The organism is Streptococcus oralis ATCC 49296 (assembly GCF_000185265.1).
Lineage (GTDB): Bacteria > Bacillota > Bacilli > Lactobacillales > Streptococcaceae > Streptococcus > Streptococcus oralis_BC.
On record NZ_GL622183.1, the window covers coordinates 1751811 to 1766803 of the forward strand.

Genomic DNA, 14993 nt, shown 5'->3' on the forward strand with positions numbered 1-14993 from the left:
GTTCAACTTCCGTTAGTTTCGCTGCTTTTTCAAGATAGTTTTGATAGGTTCCGTCATCTTTCAGTTTTTGGATAACCTTATCTACTACCGCTTTCAAGTCTGATTGTTCCTTCTTGATAGCAACGGCATTGGCTTCGCCATCTTTCATCGTCAAGTTAACAGATGCAACGACAAGATCTGAGTTTTTACCTGCGTAGCTAAGAGCAACTGGTTCATCCATATGAACAGCATCCACTTTTCCAGCCTGCAACTCATTGACTGCTTCACCCATATTAGTCAAGGATGTCAACTGGGCATTTGGCAATTGTTCCTTGACCATGGTTTCTGGAACAGTTCCCTTTTGAGCTGCGATATTGGCACTTGCAAGGCTTGAAAGATCCTTGTATTTGTCTAAATCAGCTTTTCTAACCAAGAAGCTCATTTTGTTTTCATAGTAAGGGATTGAAAAGTCAAAGACTTCCTTTCTCTCATCTGTAGCACTAATTCCTGCTATGGCTAAGTCAGCCTTTCCAGTTTGAAGGCTGGTCAAGACATTGTCAAAACTCATACTTGAGATTTCAAGTTTAACCCCAAGCTCGTCCGCAATCGCTTGAGCCATATCAATATCTGCTCCAACTACCTGGTTTTTACCATCTACCAAGGCTTGGAATTCAAACGGTGCATAGTCTGGGCTGGTCGCAACAACTAGCTTTCCTTTTTGTTTAATAGCGTCCACAGCAGACTGGGAACTATCTGTTCCTGACTGGCAAGCTACTAAAACCACACTGGCAAGCATGCTACACACAACTAATATCCATTTCTTAATTTTCATAAATAAACGACCTTTCTGTTAATTCTGAATAATTATAACTCTTTTAAAAATAGTTGTCAACCCTTTTAGAGATTTTGATTGTAAAACAATTCTTTTCATAAAAAAGAAGACTGATTTATTCTAATCAGCCTTTTCTTCTGTATATTTAAACCGTTTCTTATAGTTCGACAATCTTACCTGTTTCAAAGTAAACAACCCATTCACAGATATTTTTTGCGTAGTCTCCGATACGTTCCAAGAAAGAAATGACTTGGAAGTAATCACGGCCTGTAACGATAGCTTCAGGATTTTTCCTAATTTCTTCTGTAGCCAAATCTCGGATGCTATCAAAGTAATGGTTGATTTTTTCATCCATAGCCGCTACTTCGTAGGCTTGATCCACAGAACCGTTGAGATAGAGATCTAGAGCTGCTTCGACGAAGTTTTTCACGTCGCGTCCCATCTTTTTGATTTCTTCTTCAACAGAAGGGATACGTTGCTCCCCCTTCATACGAATGGTCGCCTCAGCGATAGACACTGCATGATCTCCCATGCGTTCCACGTCTGAAACTGCCTTTAGAACGGTCAAGACGGTACGAAGGTCTTGCGAAACAGGTTGTTGGAGGGCGATCATTTCAAATGATTTCTTTTCCAACTTCACTTCATATTCATTTACTTCTGCATCGTCTTCGATGACTTCTTTTGCCAAATCACGGTCATGCGTGACAAAGGCACGCACTGTACGATTGATCTGCGAGAGCACTTCTTGTCCCATGGCATAGAACTGGTTATGCAATTTCTCCAAATCTTCTTCAAATTGAGATCGTAACATCATTCAACTCCTTATCCAAATTTTCCTGTAATATAATCTTCTGTTTCCTTGTTTTGTGGCTCTAGGAACATCTTCTTCGTATCGTTAAACTCGATCAAATCCCCATCTAGGAAAAATCCTGTTTTATCAGAGATACGTGAGGCTTGTTGCATCGAACGCGTTACCAAGAGCATGGTGTATTTATCTTTCAGACCATACAAGGTTTCCTCAATCTTACCTGCAGAAATAGGATCCAAAGCTGAAGTTGGTTCATCTAAGAGGATAATTTTCGGACTGGTTGCTAAGACACGAGCAACACAAACACGTTGTTGTTGTCCACCTGAGAGACCAATGGCCGAATCATGCAAACGATCCTTTACTTCATCCCAGATAGAAGCACGTTGCAAGGCCTTTTCTACTGCTTCATCCAAAACATGTTTATCCTTAACCCCATTGATACGCAGCCCATAGACAACATTTTCGTAGATAGACATAGGGAAGGGATTGGGCTGTTGAAAGACCATACCGATTTCCTTACGCAATTCAACCGTATCGGTGCGGGGACTGTAGATATTGTGACCATTATAGACTACTGATCCTGTTGTTGTCACTTCAGGATTTAGATCGCCCATGCGGTTGATAGCTTTGAGCAGGGTAGACTTTCCTGATCCAGAAGGACCAATCAAGGCTGTTATTTCCTTAGGTTGGAAAGAAAGGGAAACACTATTCAAGGCCTTCTTTTTATTGTAATAAACGGACAGGTCTGACACCTGTAAAATCGCTTCTGACATACCGTTTCCTTTCTAACCAAAGTGTCCCGTTACATAGTCATTGGTTGACTGTAACTTAGCATTTTGGAAAATATTGGATGTCTTATCATACTCAATCAAATCACCCAAGTAGAAAAATCCTGTGTAGTCACTTGCACGCGCAGCCTGCTGCATACTGTGGGTAACGATGATGATGGTAAAGTCCTTCTTCAATTCCAACATGGTTTCTTCCAGCTGGGCTGTCGCAATCGGATCCAAGGCTGACGCCGGTTCATCCATCAAGAGGATATCTGGCTTGACAGAGATTGCGCGAGCGATACAGAGACGTTGTTGCTGACCACCAGAAAGCATCAAGGCTGATTTGTGGAGGTCATCTTTGACCTGATCCCATAGGGCTGCCTGTCTTAGAGAGGTTTCAACAATTTCATCAAGTACTTTCTTGTCCTTAACTCCTGCACGTTCATGAGCAAAAGTGATGTTGCGATAGATAGACTTGGCAAATGGATTTGGACGTTGGAAGACCATTCCGATATGCTTGCGCATCTCATAGACATTGATTTCTGGACGGTTGACGTCAATCCCTCGGTAGAGGATTTGACCTGTGACCTTGGCAATATCAATGGTATCATTCATCCGATTGAGACTGCGAAGATAAGTAGATTTCCCTGATCCAGAAGGGCCAATCAAGGCTGTAATTTTATTTTTTTCAAATTGCATATCGATGCCCTTGATGGATTCATTTTTACCATAGTAAACATGTAAATCCTTAGTAGAGAGGGCCACTTGTTCTTCAGGGAAGGTGATGATATGCTTTTCATCCCAGTTATATTTTGACATGGCTTCTCCTTTAGGCAGCGGTTAATTTCTTGTGTAGGTAGCTTCCGAGTTTGCGTGCTCCAAAGTTAAAAATCAAGATAAAGATGAGGAGCACGGCGGCAGAACCAGCAGATACGATGGTAGCATCAGGAATGGTTCCTTCACTGTTGACCTTCCAGATGTGGACCGCCAGGGTTTCTGCTTGTCGGAAGATTGAGATAGGGCTGGTAACACTGAGGATATTCCAGTTAGACCAGTCAAGGGCTGGAGCGGATTGTCCTGCCGTATAGATAAGAGCAGCAGCCTCACCAAAGATACGGCCAGATGCCAAGACAACACCCGTTACGATACCTGGAAGAGCTTCTGGAATGACGACATGGACCACAGTCTCCCAACGAGAAATTCCAAGAGCCAAACCTGCCTCACGTTGTGTATGGTGAACGTGTTTTAAACTGTCCTCAACATTTCGAGTCATCTGAGGGAGGTTAAAGACCGTCAAGGCCAAGGCACCTGAAATGATTGAAAATCCATACTCAAACTGGACTACAAAGATCAAGTAACCAAAGAGACCCACAACGACTGATGGTAGAGAAGACAAAATCTCAATACAGGTACGAATAAAATTAGTCACAGGTCCTTTTTTGGCATACTCAGCGAGGAAAACACCAGCACCCATAGACAGGGGAACAGAAATGATCAAGGTAATGACCAAAAGGAAGAAGGAATTGTAGAGCTGAATCCCGATCCCCCCACCTGCTTGATAAGAGGAAGATTTCCCTGTCAAGAAGGACCAAGAGATATGCGGTAACCCTCTCACCAAGATATAGAGAATCAAGGATGCCAAGATGGCCACGATGATACCCGCGATGGTATAGAGGACAGCTGTTGCAAGTTTATCTAATTTCTTAGCGTGCATAGTTTTTCTTTCCTCTTTCTTTCGTAATCAATTTAATCACACTGTTAAAGGCCAAACTCATCAAGAGCAAGACTAAGGCCAGTGACCAGAGAACGTTATTATCAACCGTTCCCATGACGGTATTTCCGATACCCATAGTCAATACAGATGTCAAAGTCGCAGCTGGTGTTGTTAGCGATGTTGGGATAACTGCTGAGTTTCCGACCACCATCTGAATAGCAAGGGCTTCACCGAAGGCACGCGCCATCCCAAAGACCACTGCAGTGAAAATACCTGAACGTGCTGCTTTCAAGGTCACACGCCAGATGGTTTGCCAACGAGTGGCTCCCATAGCTAAACTGGCTTCACGGTAATGACGAGGAACAGCACGCAAGCTGTCTGTTGTCATAAAGGTTACAGTTGGTAGGATCATGACAAAGAGAACGAAAATCCCTGACAAGATCCCAAAACCAGTTCCACCAAAGACGCTACGAACAAAAGGCACCACAACTTGCAAACCGATAAATCCATAGACGACTGAAGGAATACCGACGAGGAGTTCAATGGCTGGTTGCAAAATTTTTGCACCCTTTGGTGATACTTCGGTCATAAAGACTGCAGCACCAATAGCAAAGGGTGTTGCGATGAGGGCTGATAAAATCGTCACAATAAAGGAACCCAAAATCATCGGAAGGGCACCAAATTGTTTCCCTGAAGGATTCCAAGTTTGTCCAAAAAGGAAATCAAAGATGTTGACCCCATTGACAAAGAAGGTCGATAAGCCTTTTTGGGCTACAAAAATCAAAATCATGGCCACAATGATGACAATCAAAGAAAGGCAAGTGAAGGTCAAACCTTTACCAAACTTCTCAAGGCGAGAGTTCTTTGAAGGAGAGAGTAATTTTTTAGATAATTCTTCTTGATTCATTATTGACCTCCTTCTACTGCTGTAACGGTACCTGAAGCATCCTTTTGGACTTTCATTTCATTGATAGAGATATAGCCCATGCCCTTAACAATTCCATTTTGGGCTTCATCTGAGAGGACGAAATTCAGGAATTCAGCAGCTAACTCATTTGGCTGACCAAGTGTGTACATATGTTCATAAGACCACAAAGGCCAGTTGTTGGTCGTTACATTTTCAGACGTAGGTTCATACCCATTCAGTTTCATGCTTTTCACGGAGTCATCTACATAGGCAAAAGCCAGGTAAGAAATGGCTCCAGGCGTTTGGGATACAATGGACTTGACCATCCCGTTAGAATCCTGTTCTTGACTCTGCATTGCCGATTGGCCATTCATAATCACCGTATCAAACGTCGCTCGTGAACCAGAACTTGCTGCTCGGTTGATGATTGAAATTGCCAAGTCCTTGCCCCCAACTTCTTTCCAGTTGGTCACTTCACCTGTAAAGATTTTGCGAAGTTGCTCGGTTGTGAGATTTTCAACATCCACTTCCTTGTTTACAATCACTGCAAGACCAGCCACTGCAACCTTGTGGTCTACTAGAGCTGAAGCATCGATTCCTTCTTTTTCCTCTGCAAAGACGTCAGAGTTCCCGATGTCAACTGCTCCAGACTGGACTTGGGATAGTCCTGTACCCGATCCACCACCTTGAACATTTACTGTTTTTCCGATGTTTCTAGAACCAAATTCATCTGCTGCCGCTTCGACAAGAGGCTGAAGAGCAGTTGAACCAACGGCTGTCATGGATTCTCCACGATCAATCCAGCTAGCACATCCTGCAAGAGAACCTGCCATCAAAAGAGCTGCAAGAGACATGACGAGCTTTTTTCTTTTTTTCACTGTTATTCTCCTTGAACATAATGATAAATGTTCTGATTTCTTCCGTTTGTCCTGATCATCCAATTATCATCAATGATTGCCCCTCTTCATTTTATCTAGTCATTCTTAGGAGCGGACAATTCCATCGTATAATATAAGTAATAATGAAAGACTATCAGAAAAAACTCATACTTCCACTATAACATAGAATAGGCTCTTTGACTAGCTTTTTCACCTGAATCTGAGTCCTTTTGGATAATAATTTTTCAAAACATTTCCCGTTACCTTGGCAAAGCCTAATCCGTTTCCTTGAACCACAACTTGGTACCATCCATTTGGTCGAGCTTCAGACAATTGAACAGTCTCGCCAGCCACATATTTTACAAAGTCCTTATCATTGATTTCTACCCTTTGTTTTACTTGGCTTGGTTTCAAGGCTAATCCCAGAGCAAAGCTTGGTTCGAAGCGTTTCTTCTTAAACGTCCCCAGATGGAGCCCATTTCGGGCAATTTTGAGTTTTCCTAGATCAGGTAGCATCTCTGGCAGGAGATAGAGCTGATCTCCAAAAGTCTGCAAGATACCAGTTAGATTGATCTGCAAGTGTTTTTGGGCAAATTCTTGCCACAAAGCCAGTTGCTCACGACTGAGATTGCTCTTGCTAGCTTTGAATTTAGGTGCTGGATTTTGTCCCTTAAACTGCAGGTGGGCAACAAACTGACCTTCTCCCTTGAAATGATGAGGATACATCCGCGCCGTTTCAGGAAGGTCAATTCCTGCTACCATACCGTTCACATGCTCGACTGGAAGCAGTTCAAAATCATAAGTATCCAGCAACCAGTGGACGATTTCTTCATTTTCCTCTGGTGCCCAAGTACAGGTCGAATAGACCAGACGACCACCTTCTGCAAGCATGGTCACTGCATCTTCTAAAATTTCTCTTTGGAGACTAGCACATTGGCTAGGATAATCGGTACTCCAATAATCCATGGCCTCTGGCTGCTTACGAAACATCCCCTCACCCGAGCAAGGTGCATCAAGGATAATCACATCAAAGTAACCTTTAAAAACCTTGGCCAAGCGGTCAGCAGATTCATTGGTTACAACAACATTTGTCGCTCCAAATCGCTCCATATTTTCCACTAAAATTTTAGCACGCTTGCTTGAAATTTCGTTGGAAACAAGGACTCCTTGATTAGCCAGATAAGCTGCTAGTTGAGTGGATTTTCCACCTGGTGCTGCCGCCAAGTCCAAGACCTTCATACCGGGAAGGGGTTGAGCTACCTGGGCCACCATTTGGGCTGCAGGCTCTTGCGAATAAACAAGACCGGTCGCGTGCTCTGGTGACTTTCCAGAAACCTTACCATAATACCCCCAAGGTGTATGGGGAATAGCATCTGCAAACGATAACTGACTTTCTTTTAAGGGATTGACTCGAAAAGCCGAAACTGCTTCTTGTTTAAAAGAGGCAAGAAAGTCTCTTGCCTCATCTTCTAGTATCTCTTCATATTTTTCAACAAATCCTTCTGGAAATTGCATTTAGTTCTCTTTCCTTTCGTAGATATAAGACTGAATCTCTTCTTGCATCTCGATTGGCACCATCATGACAGGCTGACGCGTTTTAAAATCAGCGGGCTCACCTGATACCGTAAGAAGACGATAACCCAGACTTTCCCCTAAGATACTGGCCGCAGCGTAATCCCATGGTTGCAGGTAGGTAATATAAGTCAGAAGACGACCAGATAAAACCTTGGCAAAACTAATGGCCGCACTGCCATAGACACGGACTCCCAACGCTGCTCGACCCAAATCCGCCAAGCCCCACTCATTGCTTTCAAACATACCTGAGTTACCGGCAACTAAGAATTCTTGAAGAGGTTTCTTTTTAAAAGGCGGTAAGGGCTCATTATTGCGGCAAGGAGGAAAGGCACCACCACCATGGTAACAATCACCTTTCATGACATCATAAATAATACCAAATTTGCCCACACCATTCTCAAAATAAGCCAACATCACGGCAAAATCTTCCTGCTGGGCGACAAAGTTATTGGTACCGTCAATGGGATCAATCACCCAAACAGAACCTTGACCGATTGCAGCACGTAAACAGCCCTCTTCCGCGCAAATCAGATCCTCAGGATAGGTGGACTTGATCCGATCAACCAAGAGTTCCTGGACCTCCTTGTCCAAACGCGTCACCAAGTCTGTAGGGGAAGACTTGCGCTCAACCTGCAAATCTTCTTTCATGTGAGCCAAAATATAGTTAGCAGCGTCCTGCACAATCTGTTTGGCAAATTCAAATTTAGTTTCCAAGAGAAATCTTCCCTTCTCTTTTTTCTTTTGCTAATTGAACTGCATGATAGCAGGAATAACCGCTAGCTGTCTCAAATTCGCGACCTAAGCGTTTTTCTTCGCTTTTGCTCGGAACCACCGACTTAAATTTCTTGTAAGAATCTAGCAGTTTTTTTGCTTCTACCTTATCTTCATAAGCAGCTTCAACATCATTAAAAAAAGAAAGCACTGAAGCAAGTTCTTCAGTGCTCCACGACAAATCTAGTGGGTAACTATACTGTTTGTTCATCTATCCTATACCAGCTCTCAATGTTGCTTCTTTCAATTCTTGTTTACGGTAACTACGAGGGAGAAAAGCACGAATCTCATCTTCATTAAAACCGATCTGCATGCGTTTTGTATCTATAATAATTGGGCGACGCAAAAGACTAGGATATTGCTCAATCAACTGAAGCAACTCCGATACTGAGATACTCTCTACATCAATATCCAATTTTTGAAAAATTTTTGAACGAGTTGAAATGATGTCATCAGTACCATTTTCGGTCAAGGAAAGAATATGTTGTAATTCTTTTCTTGTTAAAGGACTAGTCATAATATTATGCTCTTGAAAGGGCACTTTATGCGTCTCTAACCAAGCCTTTGCCTTACGACATGATGTACAACTCGGTGATAAAAATAGTGTAATCATGCTTTTCTCTTCTTTTATCTATACTTGCTATTTCTATTATACAAAAAAATAAAGCGCTTGACTAGGTATTTTTAGAAAAAAAGCCTATTTTTTCATAGAAAATAGACTGTTTTCTGCAAAAATCTCCTGCTTTGCAAGTTTATCTTTAGGATAACCTAACAATAAATAGGGAGTAGAGCAACTTCTCTCGTTTTTTATTAAAAATACAGAACTTTTTCCACTATTTCCTTGAAGCTTTAGCAAGAAGGAAACTGAACATTCCTTCATACAAAGCAAAGAAAAGTAAAAAGGCATGGAGAAAGAAAGTCTCTGGCAAAATCCAAATAACGGGATCCTTTGCTGGATCAAAAAGCCAGGTATCATCTCCCACAAAGAGAATCTGATGGAAAAGAGTAAAGAATTGCTCAAACCCAATCAACACTCCTACAAGGCCAATGACTAGAGGCAATAGCACTAGAATCAGGATACTTTTACGATATAGGGGCAAAAAGCCTTTTTTCACAATCTTTCCAACAAAGAAATAGAAACTTGGAAGTGTCACTAGGGCAACTAGCTGAACTAAGTGGAAGAGATTCTTCACCACCGCAAAGTGGTGTAGACCTGCTGCTGATGAACGAAAATCTGGCATCTCTAAGACCTGACTAAAGGGATTAGTCAGGTAATTCATCAAGATATGAAAATTGTACTGAATGGTTTCTGGCTTTAGATAGACTCGATCCGCTAAGTTCAGCCACTCAATTTCCAAAGGATAGAAAATCCATGCCAGATAAATAGTTAAGAGAATAGACAGGGAGAGGAGAAAGAGCATACTTCCCCAAAAGGTCAGTTTAGTTTTCATCAAAATTCCACTCCGCAAGGCTAGACACCACATGAGTTGGTGCGATTGGTAGGTCAGCCACTTCTTCTGCCTTGGTAAAACCTGTCGTCACCAAGAGCGTTGGAATGCCATTGTTAATCCCTGCTCGGATATCCGTCAGGTAATTGTCCCCAACCATGAGCAATTCTTCTCTTTTCAAGCCCAAGTGCTCAACTGCCTTATCCATAATGATAGCATTTGGTTTCCCAATATAAACAGGCTTCACTCGTGTTGCTACTTCAAGAAGGGTAATTAGTGAACCAGCACCAGGAAGAAGGCCACGTTCCGTCGGGATATTAAGGTCAGGGTTGGTTCCGATAAAGTGAGCCCCCTTTTGAATGGCTAGAGTTGCCGTCGCAAATTTTTCATAGTCGACTTGCCAATCCAGTCCAACTACCACATAGGCAGGATTTTGCTTGTCTTCCACATAACCAGCCTCCTGAATGGCATCCTTGAGCCCCGCTTCACCGATGACATAGGCTGTCTTTTCCAGTCCCAAATCGTTCATATAGTCGATGGTTGCCAGAGTTGCTGTGTATACAGTCGATAGAGGGGTATTAATATTAAAATTCTGAGCCAACATCTCTTGAACGCTCTCAGGAGTACGAGTTGTATTGTTGGTCACAAAGAGATAGGGAATTTCTCTTTTTTGTAACTCATGGACAAAAGCCTCACCCGCCGGAATTCTGTCTTTCCCCTTGTAAATGGTTCCGTCTAAATCAATTAAATAACCTTTATAAGCCATATCGCCCTTTCTAATTGCCTTCAATTTCTTGCCAAGTAATCATAGCTTGGGCATTTATCTCGCCATCACTGATAATCTCATGCTTGCTTTCTAGTCCCTTGAGTTCATAAGCTGAAGCAATCATGCCACCTGGTCGCACTTCTTTGACATACTTGAGATTGATTTTCTTTGGAATATACTTGGTCAAAAAGTCTGCTCCCATGACCTCAAAAATCCAATCCAGATATTTGCTGTTATTGACATGACCATTCATATCCAAGTCGTAAAAACGAACATGGTAGTCTTTACTGATTGGATCTTCTAGATTTGCATACTTTGGCCCACGGATGAGTTTTTTATCAAACTCAGACTGGTAAGGCGCAACAATCTCAGGTTCGACAGCATGAACTTTCCGACTGTCCCTGTCCATAAGAACAAAGGTTGCTACCATGCGAATGATTTCTTGACCTGCTTCATCATAGATAGTGAAACGGCGGTAGCAAAAGAGACGATTATAGCTCAAAGCTTCCGTTTCAATCGTAATCTCCTCAGCAAAGCGAGGCAAGCGAACCACGTCAATCGCATAGTCTGTAATAATCCAGACTAGATTGTAACGTTCTAGCACATCCTTGTCACTAACTCCCAGTTCAATCGACTGCATACCTGATACTTGCAAGGACAGCAAAATCACATCTGGAAGTTTGATATGACCGTTCATGTCCGCCATATCAAAAGGAATTTTCATTTTCATTTGATAAGTTAAGCCCATTGTTCTACTCCAAAATAAATCGTTCTGCTACAGTGTCTCCCAAGAAGAGACCTCTCTTTGTCATTCGGACACGATCACCGTCGATCTGCATGAGTCCTTGTTGAACCAAGTCTCTGATGATCTCGCCATAAAGTCCATCAAAGGATCGTCCAAATTTTTCCTCAAATCGCGCCATAGAAACACCTGATTTCTTGCGGAGGCCTAGGAACATTTCTTCTTCCATCTGCTCCCTTTGACTCAGGTGTTCTTCTGTAATCCGAGCATTTCCTGCCTCTACTGCATTGAGATAGTGGCGGATAGGACCGTGGTTTTTATAACGTACCCCGTTCACATAACCTGAAGCACCCGCACCGATACCATAATACTCGGCATTGTCCCAGTACATGAGATTGTGGCGACTTTCAAATCCGGGTTTAGAGAAATTGGAAATCTCATAATGCTCAAAACCAGCTCGCTCCAGTTCTGCGATGATGTACTCAAACATCTCCGCTTCCAGTTCCTCCTTGGGCAGGGGCAATTTCCCACGTCTCATGCGGTTCATAAAGACCGTATGATTTTCCAAAATCAAGCTATAAAGGCTCATATGAGGAATATCAAGCGAGATAGCCTTAGCTACATTGTCCTTGACCTGAGCCATAGTTTGACCTGGAAGAGCATAGATTAGATCAATGGAGATATTGTCAAAACCAGCCAGTTTGAGGCGGTCGATATTTTCATAAATATCCTTCTCCAAGTGACTACGCCCAATCTTTTTCAGCATTTTGTTATCAAAAGTCTGCACACCTAAAGAAACACGATTGACTGGCGACCGTTTCAAAACCGCAATCTTATCTGTATCCAAGTCTCCTGGGTTTGCTTCAATGGTCAACTCTTCCAAGACAGACAGGTCCAGATTTTTAGTCAAACCATCTAAGAGCACCTCTAGTTGCGGAGCAGACAGTGCCGTTGGCGTCCCACCTCCAATATAGAGAGTTGACAACTTTTGGATATCATAAGAACGAAACTCTTCTAGCAGATGCTCCAGGTAACTATCTACTGGTTGATTCTTGATAAATACTTTTGAAAAGTCACAATAATAACAAATCTGTGTGCAAAAGGGAATATGCACGTAGGCGGACGTTGGTTTTTTCTGCATAGTATTTATTATACCACAAAGACAGGCTTCCAGATAAAAATCACCATCCCCAAAAACCAGAGATGGTGATGCATTATACTTCAGTAATATCGATGATGATTTCTTCTTGGTCTTCAGCAACGTCTGGAGTTGTTGACTGTTCTTGCCATTGCTCCTTGAGATTGTTAAAGGTTTCTTTTGACGCTTCTGTCGCTTGTCGTGCACATGTTTTAGCTTGATCAAGGACACTATCAAAAGTGATTTCACCAGATTCTACTTGTTCCTTTGTTTTCAACACAAAGTCCGTTGCTTGTTCCTTCACTTCTGTCAATTTCTCACAGACTTGCTCTTTGGCATATTCTGGATCTTCTCTCAAATCACCTAGAAAATCTTGAGCTTGACTGCAAACTTGTTTACCCTTGTCACTGGTCAAAAACAAAGCAAGAGCTGCACCTGAAACTGTTCCTAAAAGGATAGAGGATAGTTTTCCCATAAGATTTCTCCTTTTTTATTTTTTGAAAAATTTACTTGCGACACGAAGAGCTGACAAGCCTGCACCTGTTTTAATGGTCTTTGAACCAGCGGATGAAGCTTTTTTGCCTAAAACGCGTGCATGTTGGTTGAGGTCAGATACTGACTCTGACAAGTCCGCCACAGCCGTAAAGAGTGGATCAATCGTCGCAACTTTGATATTGATATCGTCTGCTAACACATTGACCTTAACCAACAATTCATTAGTCTGATGCAAGGTAACGTTCACATCTGAGCTCAACGTTTTGATGGTTTTCTCTGTCTCATCAATCATACGACCTGCTTTTTGAATCGTGATTGTCAAATAGACTAAACAGACAATCAAAGCAATCGCAACAAGTATATATGCAACTTCTAACATTTATTTTTCCTCCTCTGTATGATAGAAAGGGGCTTTCTTTCGATTTTGATAAAGTATGATAAAAATACCGAGTCCGATAAGGACAACTGATAACCATTGGGAAACTCGCAGGCCAAAGAACATGAGGCTGTCTGTCCGCATGCCTTCGATGATCATACGTCCAAAGCCATACCAAATCAAGTAGAAAGCAGTGATATGACCACGTCTGATTCCCTTTAATTTTCTTCTAAAAATCAAGATTAAAGCAAATCCAATCAAATTCCAAACCGACTCATATAAGAAGGTTGGTTGACGATAGCTCCCCTCAATGTACATCTGGTCACGAATGAAGCCAGGCAAATAATCCAAACTATCTACCGCTGCACCATAGGCTTCTTGGTTAAAGAAGTTCCCCCAGCGCCCTAAACTCTGGGCAATCATGACGCTCGGTGCTGCAATATCTAAGAAATCCCAAGTATTAATCAGCTTTCTATCTGCAAAGATATAAAGGACAATAGCGCCCGCTATCAAACCTCCATAAATGGCCAAACCACCATTCCAGATGGCAATGATTTCACCTGGATTTTGAAGATAATAATCTAAGCGAAAGAGTACGTAGTATAGTCTAGCACCTAAAATAGCTACCGGAAAAGCAATCAGTATAAAATCCAAAATATCATCTGACAGGATTTTCTTTTTAGGAGCTTCTTTCATCGCAAGATAAACTGCCAGAACCAGACCAGATACAATACACAAAGCATACCAACGAATAGCAAAGGGGCCAATTTCAAATGCGACTGGATTAATCATGTTTCACCTCATTTTGAGCGATTAGATTTGTCAAGCGTTCTTCAAATAAACGCGTCGCATCAAAGCCCATTTCTTTAGCACGGTAGTTCATGGCAGCTGCCTCAATAACAACGGAGATATTGCGTCCTGTTTTTACTGGGATGCGGATACGCGGAATCGTTACACCAGAAACTTCGAGTTCTTCGGCATTGTTTCCTAGACGGTCAAAGGTCTTATGCGTATCATAATTTTCCAAATAAACTGCTAGCTGAACTTGTGAAGAATCTTTTACAGCACTTGCACCATAGAGACTCATGATATCGATAATCCCAACTCCACGAATCTCAAGTAAATGCTTCAAGATTTCAGCAGGTTCGCCCCAAAGAGTCATCTCATCCTTAGAATAAATATCTACACGATCGTCTGCTACTAGACGGTGTCCACGCTTCACAAGCTCAAGACCTGTCTCGCTCTTACCGATACCACTATCCCCTTGGATCAAGACGCCCATGCCATAGATATCCATCAAGACACCATGCACACTGGTACGTTTAGCCAAACGGGAATCAAGATAGCTGGAAAGTTCTCCAGATAAACGGCTGGTTGCTGTTCGACTGGTTAAAATCGCAATCTTGCATTCCCTAGCAGCCCTCAACATTTCCTCTGGCACTACCAAACCACGAGCAACGATAACCGCAGGTGTTTCAGGTAGAAACATTTTCTTCAAAACTTGATAACGGTTCTGGGCAGGCATGGCAACTAAATAGGACCACTCCTTCATCCCTAACAGCTGAATCCGTTCTGGTGTATAGTAATCAAAATAGCCTGTCATTTCAAGACCAGGTCTCATAATGTCCGCAGTATTGATTTCTTTTTCAAGTAATTCGCCTTCACCATAGACAATATCTAGTCTGAGTTTTTCAATGACATCTCTTACTAAAACCGACATAATTTCCTCCTTCAATCGAGTTCTCCCTACTATTATATCAGATTGTAGGTGGAAGTTTCCTTTTTTTGCAGGAT

At 42.2% G+C, this 14993-nt stretch carries 19 protein-coding genes; all 19 read right to left on the reverse strand.

The window, feature by feature from the left end; all coding sequences use genetic code 11:
- Positions 1–811: ABC transporter substrate-binding protein (locus tag HMPREF8578_RS10685; protein WP_002893364.1), on the reverse strand; the 811-nt coding region annotated here is incomplete at its 3' end.
- Positions 812–968: 157 nt separating this feature from the next.
- Positions 969–1622, reverse strand: coding sequence for a phosphate signaling complex protein PhoU (gene phoU, locus HMPREF8578_RS10690; protein ID WP_000946469.1), 654 nt, complete (start codon positions 1620–1622; stop codon positions 969–971).
- Between the two features lie 11 nt (positions 1623–1633).
- On the reverse strand, positions 1634–2392 hold the full coding sequence (gene pstB / locus HMPREF8578_RS10695; RefSeq protein ID WP_001287328.1) for a phosphate ABC transporter ATP-binding protein PstB: 759 nt from the start codon (positions 2390–2392) through the stop codon (positions 1634–1636).
- A 12-nt stretch (positions 2393–2404) separates the two neighbouring features.
- Positions 2405–3208 carry a phosphate ABC transporter ATP-binding protein PstB gene (gene pstB, locus HMPREF8578_RS10700; protein ID WP_000049856.1) on the reverse strand — a complete coding sequence of 268 codons (804 nt, stop codon included), beginning with the start codon at positions 3206–3208 and terminating at the stop codon, positions 2405–2407.
- Positions 3209–3218: 10 nt separating this feature from the next.
- On the reverse strand, positions 3219–4103 hold the full coding sequence (gene pstA / locus HMPREF8578_RS10705; protein WP_000543050.1) for a phosphate ABC transporter permease PstA: 885 nt from the start codon (positions 4101–4103) through the stop codon (positions 3219–3221).
- Positions 4093–5010, reverse strand: coding sequence for a phosphate ABC transporter permease subunit PstC (pstC, locus tag HMPREF8578_RS10710; RefSeq protein ID WP_001070951.1), 918 nt, complete (start codon positions 5008–5010; stop codon positions 4093–4095). Before pstC ends, pstA begins: the two co-directional genes overlap by 11 nt.
- Positions 5010–5888, reverse strand: a complete 879-nt coding sequence (locus HMPREF8578_RS10715) for a phosphate ABC transporter substrate-binding protein PstS (RefSeq protein ID WP_000746358.1) — start codon at positions 5886–5888, stop codon at positions 5010–5012. Before HMPREF8578_RS10715 ends, pstC begins: the two co-directional genes overlap by 1 nt.
- A gap of 210 nt (positions 5889–6098) precedes the next feature.
- Positions 6099–7403, reverse strand: coding sequence for an RsmF rRNA methyltransferase first C-terminal domain-containing protein (locus HMPREF8578_RS10720; RefSeq protein WP_001160244.1), 1305 nt, complete (start codon positions 7401–7403; stop codon positions 6099–6101).
- The gene (locus HMPREF8578_RS10725) at positions 7404–8177 is read right to left on the reverse strand and encodes an inositol monophosphatase family protein (RefSeq protein ID WP_000448234.1); all 774 of its coding nucleotides are present in this window, start codon (positions 8175–8177) and stop codon (positions 7404–7406) included.
- Positions 8167–8445 (reverse strand): UPF0223 family protein, encoded by a 279-nt coding sequence (locus HMPREF8578_RS10730; RefSeq protein ID WP_001041962.1) that lies wholly within the window; start codon positions 8443–8445, stop codon positions 8167–8169. The genes HMPREF8578_RS10725 and HMPREF8578_RS10730 overlap by 11 nt, the downstream gene beginning before the upstream one ends.
- On the reverse strand, positions 8446–8847 hold the full coding sequence (locus HMPREF8578_RS10735; RefSeq protein WP_000631261.1) for a Spx/MgsR family RNA polymerase-binding regulatory protein: 402 nt from the start codon (positions 8845–8847) through the stop codon (positions 8446–8448).
- Between the two features lie 220 nt (positions 8848–9067).
- Entirely contained in the window at positions 9068–9685 is a 618-nt protein-coding gene (locus HMPREF8578_RS10740) for a TIGR01906 family membrane protein (RefSeq protein WP_000850613.1), read from the reverse strand.
- A complete protein-coding gene (locus HMPREF8578_RS10745; protein ID WP_000323532.1) occupies positions 9675–10448 on the reverse strand; it encodes a TIGR01457 family HAD-type hydrolase in 774 nt (257 codons plus the stop codon). The genes HMPREF8578_RS10740 and HMPREF8578_RS10745 overlap by 11 nt, the downstream gene beginning before the upstream one ends.
- A 10-nt stretch (positions 10449–10458) precedes the next feature.
- Entirely contained in the window at positions 10459–11196 is a 738-nt protein-coding gene (locus HMPREF8578_RS10750) for an acyl-[acyl-carrier-protein] thioesterase (protein WP_000524795.1), read from the reverse strand.
- A 4-nt stretch (positions 11197–11200) separates the two neighbouring features.
- On the reverse strand, positions 11201–12331 hold the full coding sequence (gene hemW, locus HMPREF8578_RS10755) for a radical SAM family heme chaperone HemW (RefSeq protein WP_001170098.1): 1131 nt from the start codon (positions 12329–12331) through the stop codon (positions 11201–11203).
- 73 nt (positions 12332–12404) lie between these two features.
- Positions 12405–12803: a YtxH domain-containing protein gene (locus tag HMPREF8578_RS10760; protein WP_000517396.1), complete on the reverse strand. Its 399-nt coding sequence runs from the start codon at positions 12801–12803 to the stop codon at positions 12405–12407.
- Positions 12804–12818: 15 nt separating this feature from the next.
- Entirely contained in the window at positions 12819–13202 is a 384-nt protein-coding gene (locus tag HMPREF8578_RS10765) for a DUF948 domain-containing protein (protein WP_000895033.1), read from the reverse strand.
- Positions 13203–13991, reverse strand: a complete 789-nt coding sequence (lgt, locus tag HMPREF8578_RS10770; protein WP_000609714.1) for a prolipoprotein diacylglyceryl transferase — start codon at positions 13989–13991, stop codon at positions 13203–13205. It abuts the gene before it with no gap.
- Entirely contained in the window at positions 13984–14919 is a 936-nt protein-coding gene (hprK, locus tag HMPREF8578_RS10775; protein ID WP_000115190.1) for an HPr(Ser) kinase/phosphatase, read from the reverse strand. Before hprK ends, lgt begins: the two co-directional genes overlap by 8 nt.
- Positions 14920–14993: the final 74 nt, after the last annotated feature.

Bases quoted from the DNA above. Each gene is read 5' to 3' on its own strand.
- phoU (WP_000946469.1), bottom strand. From the start codon at position 1,622: ATGTTACGATCTCAATTTGAAGAAGATTTGGAGAAATTGCATAACCAG.
- pstB (WP_001287328.1), bottom strand. From the start codon at position 2,392: ATGTCAGAAGCGATTTTACAGGTGTCAGACCTGTCCGTTTATTACAAT.
- pstB (WP_000049856.1), bottom strand. From the start codon at position 3,208: ATGTCAAAATATAACTGGGATGAAAAGCATATCATCACCTTCCCTGAA.
- pstA (WP_000543050.1), bottom strand. From the start codon at position 4,103: ATGCACGCTAAGAAATTAGATAAACTTGCAACAGCTGTCCTCTATACC.
- pstC (WP_001070951.1), bottom strand. From the start codon at position 5,010: ATGAATCAAGAAGAATTATCTAAAAAATTACTCTCTCCTTCAAAGAAC.
- HMPREF8578_RS10720 (WP_001160244.1), bottom strand. From the start codon at position 7,403: ATGCAATTTCCAGAAGGATTTGTTGAAAAATATGAAGAGATACTAGAA.
- HMPREF8578_RS10730 (WP_001041962.1), bottom strand. From the start codon at position 8,445: ATGAACAAACAGTATAGTTACCCACTAGATTTGTCGTGGAGCACTGAA.
- HMPREF8578_RS10735 (WP_000631261.1), bottom strand. From the start codon at position 8,847: ATGATTACACTATTTTTATCACCGAGTTGTACATCATGTCGTAAGGCA.
- HMPREF8578_RS10740 (WP_000850613.1), bottom strand. From the start codon at position 9,685: ATGAAAACTAAACTGACCTTTTGGGGAAGTATGCTCTTTCTCCTCTCC.
- HMPREF8578_RS10745 (WP_000323532.1), bottom strand. From the start codon at position 10,448: ATGGCTTATAAAGGTTATTTAATTGATTTAGACGGAACCATTTACAAG.
- HMPREF8578_RS10750 (WP_000524795.1), bottom strand. From the start codon at position 11,196: ATGGGCTTAACTTATCAAATGAAAATGAAAATTCCTTTTGATATGGCG.
- hemW (WP_001170098.1), bottom strand. From the start codon at position 12,331: ATGCAGAAAAAACCAACGTCCGCCTACGTGCATATTCCCTTTTGCACA.
- HMPREF8578_RS10760 (WP_000517396.1), bottom strand. From the start codon at position 12,803: ATGGGAAAACTATCCTCTATCCTTTTAGGAACAGTTTCAGGTGCAGCT.
- HMPREF8578_RS10765 (WP_000895033.1), bottom strand. From the start codon at position 13,202: ATGTTAGAAGTTGCATATATACTTGTTGCGATTGCTTTGATTGTCTGT.
- lgt (WP_000609714.1), bottom strand. From the start codon at position 13,991: ATGATTAATCCAGTCGCATTTGAAATTGGCCCCTTTGCTATTCGTTGG.
- hprK (WP_000115190.1), bottom strand. From the start codon at position 14,919: ATGTCGGTTTTAGTAAGAGATGTCATTGAAAAACTCAGACTAGATATT.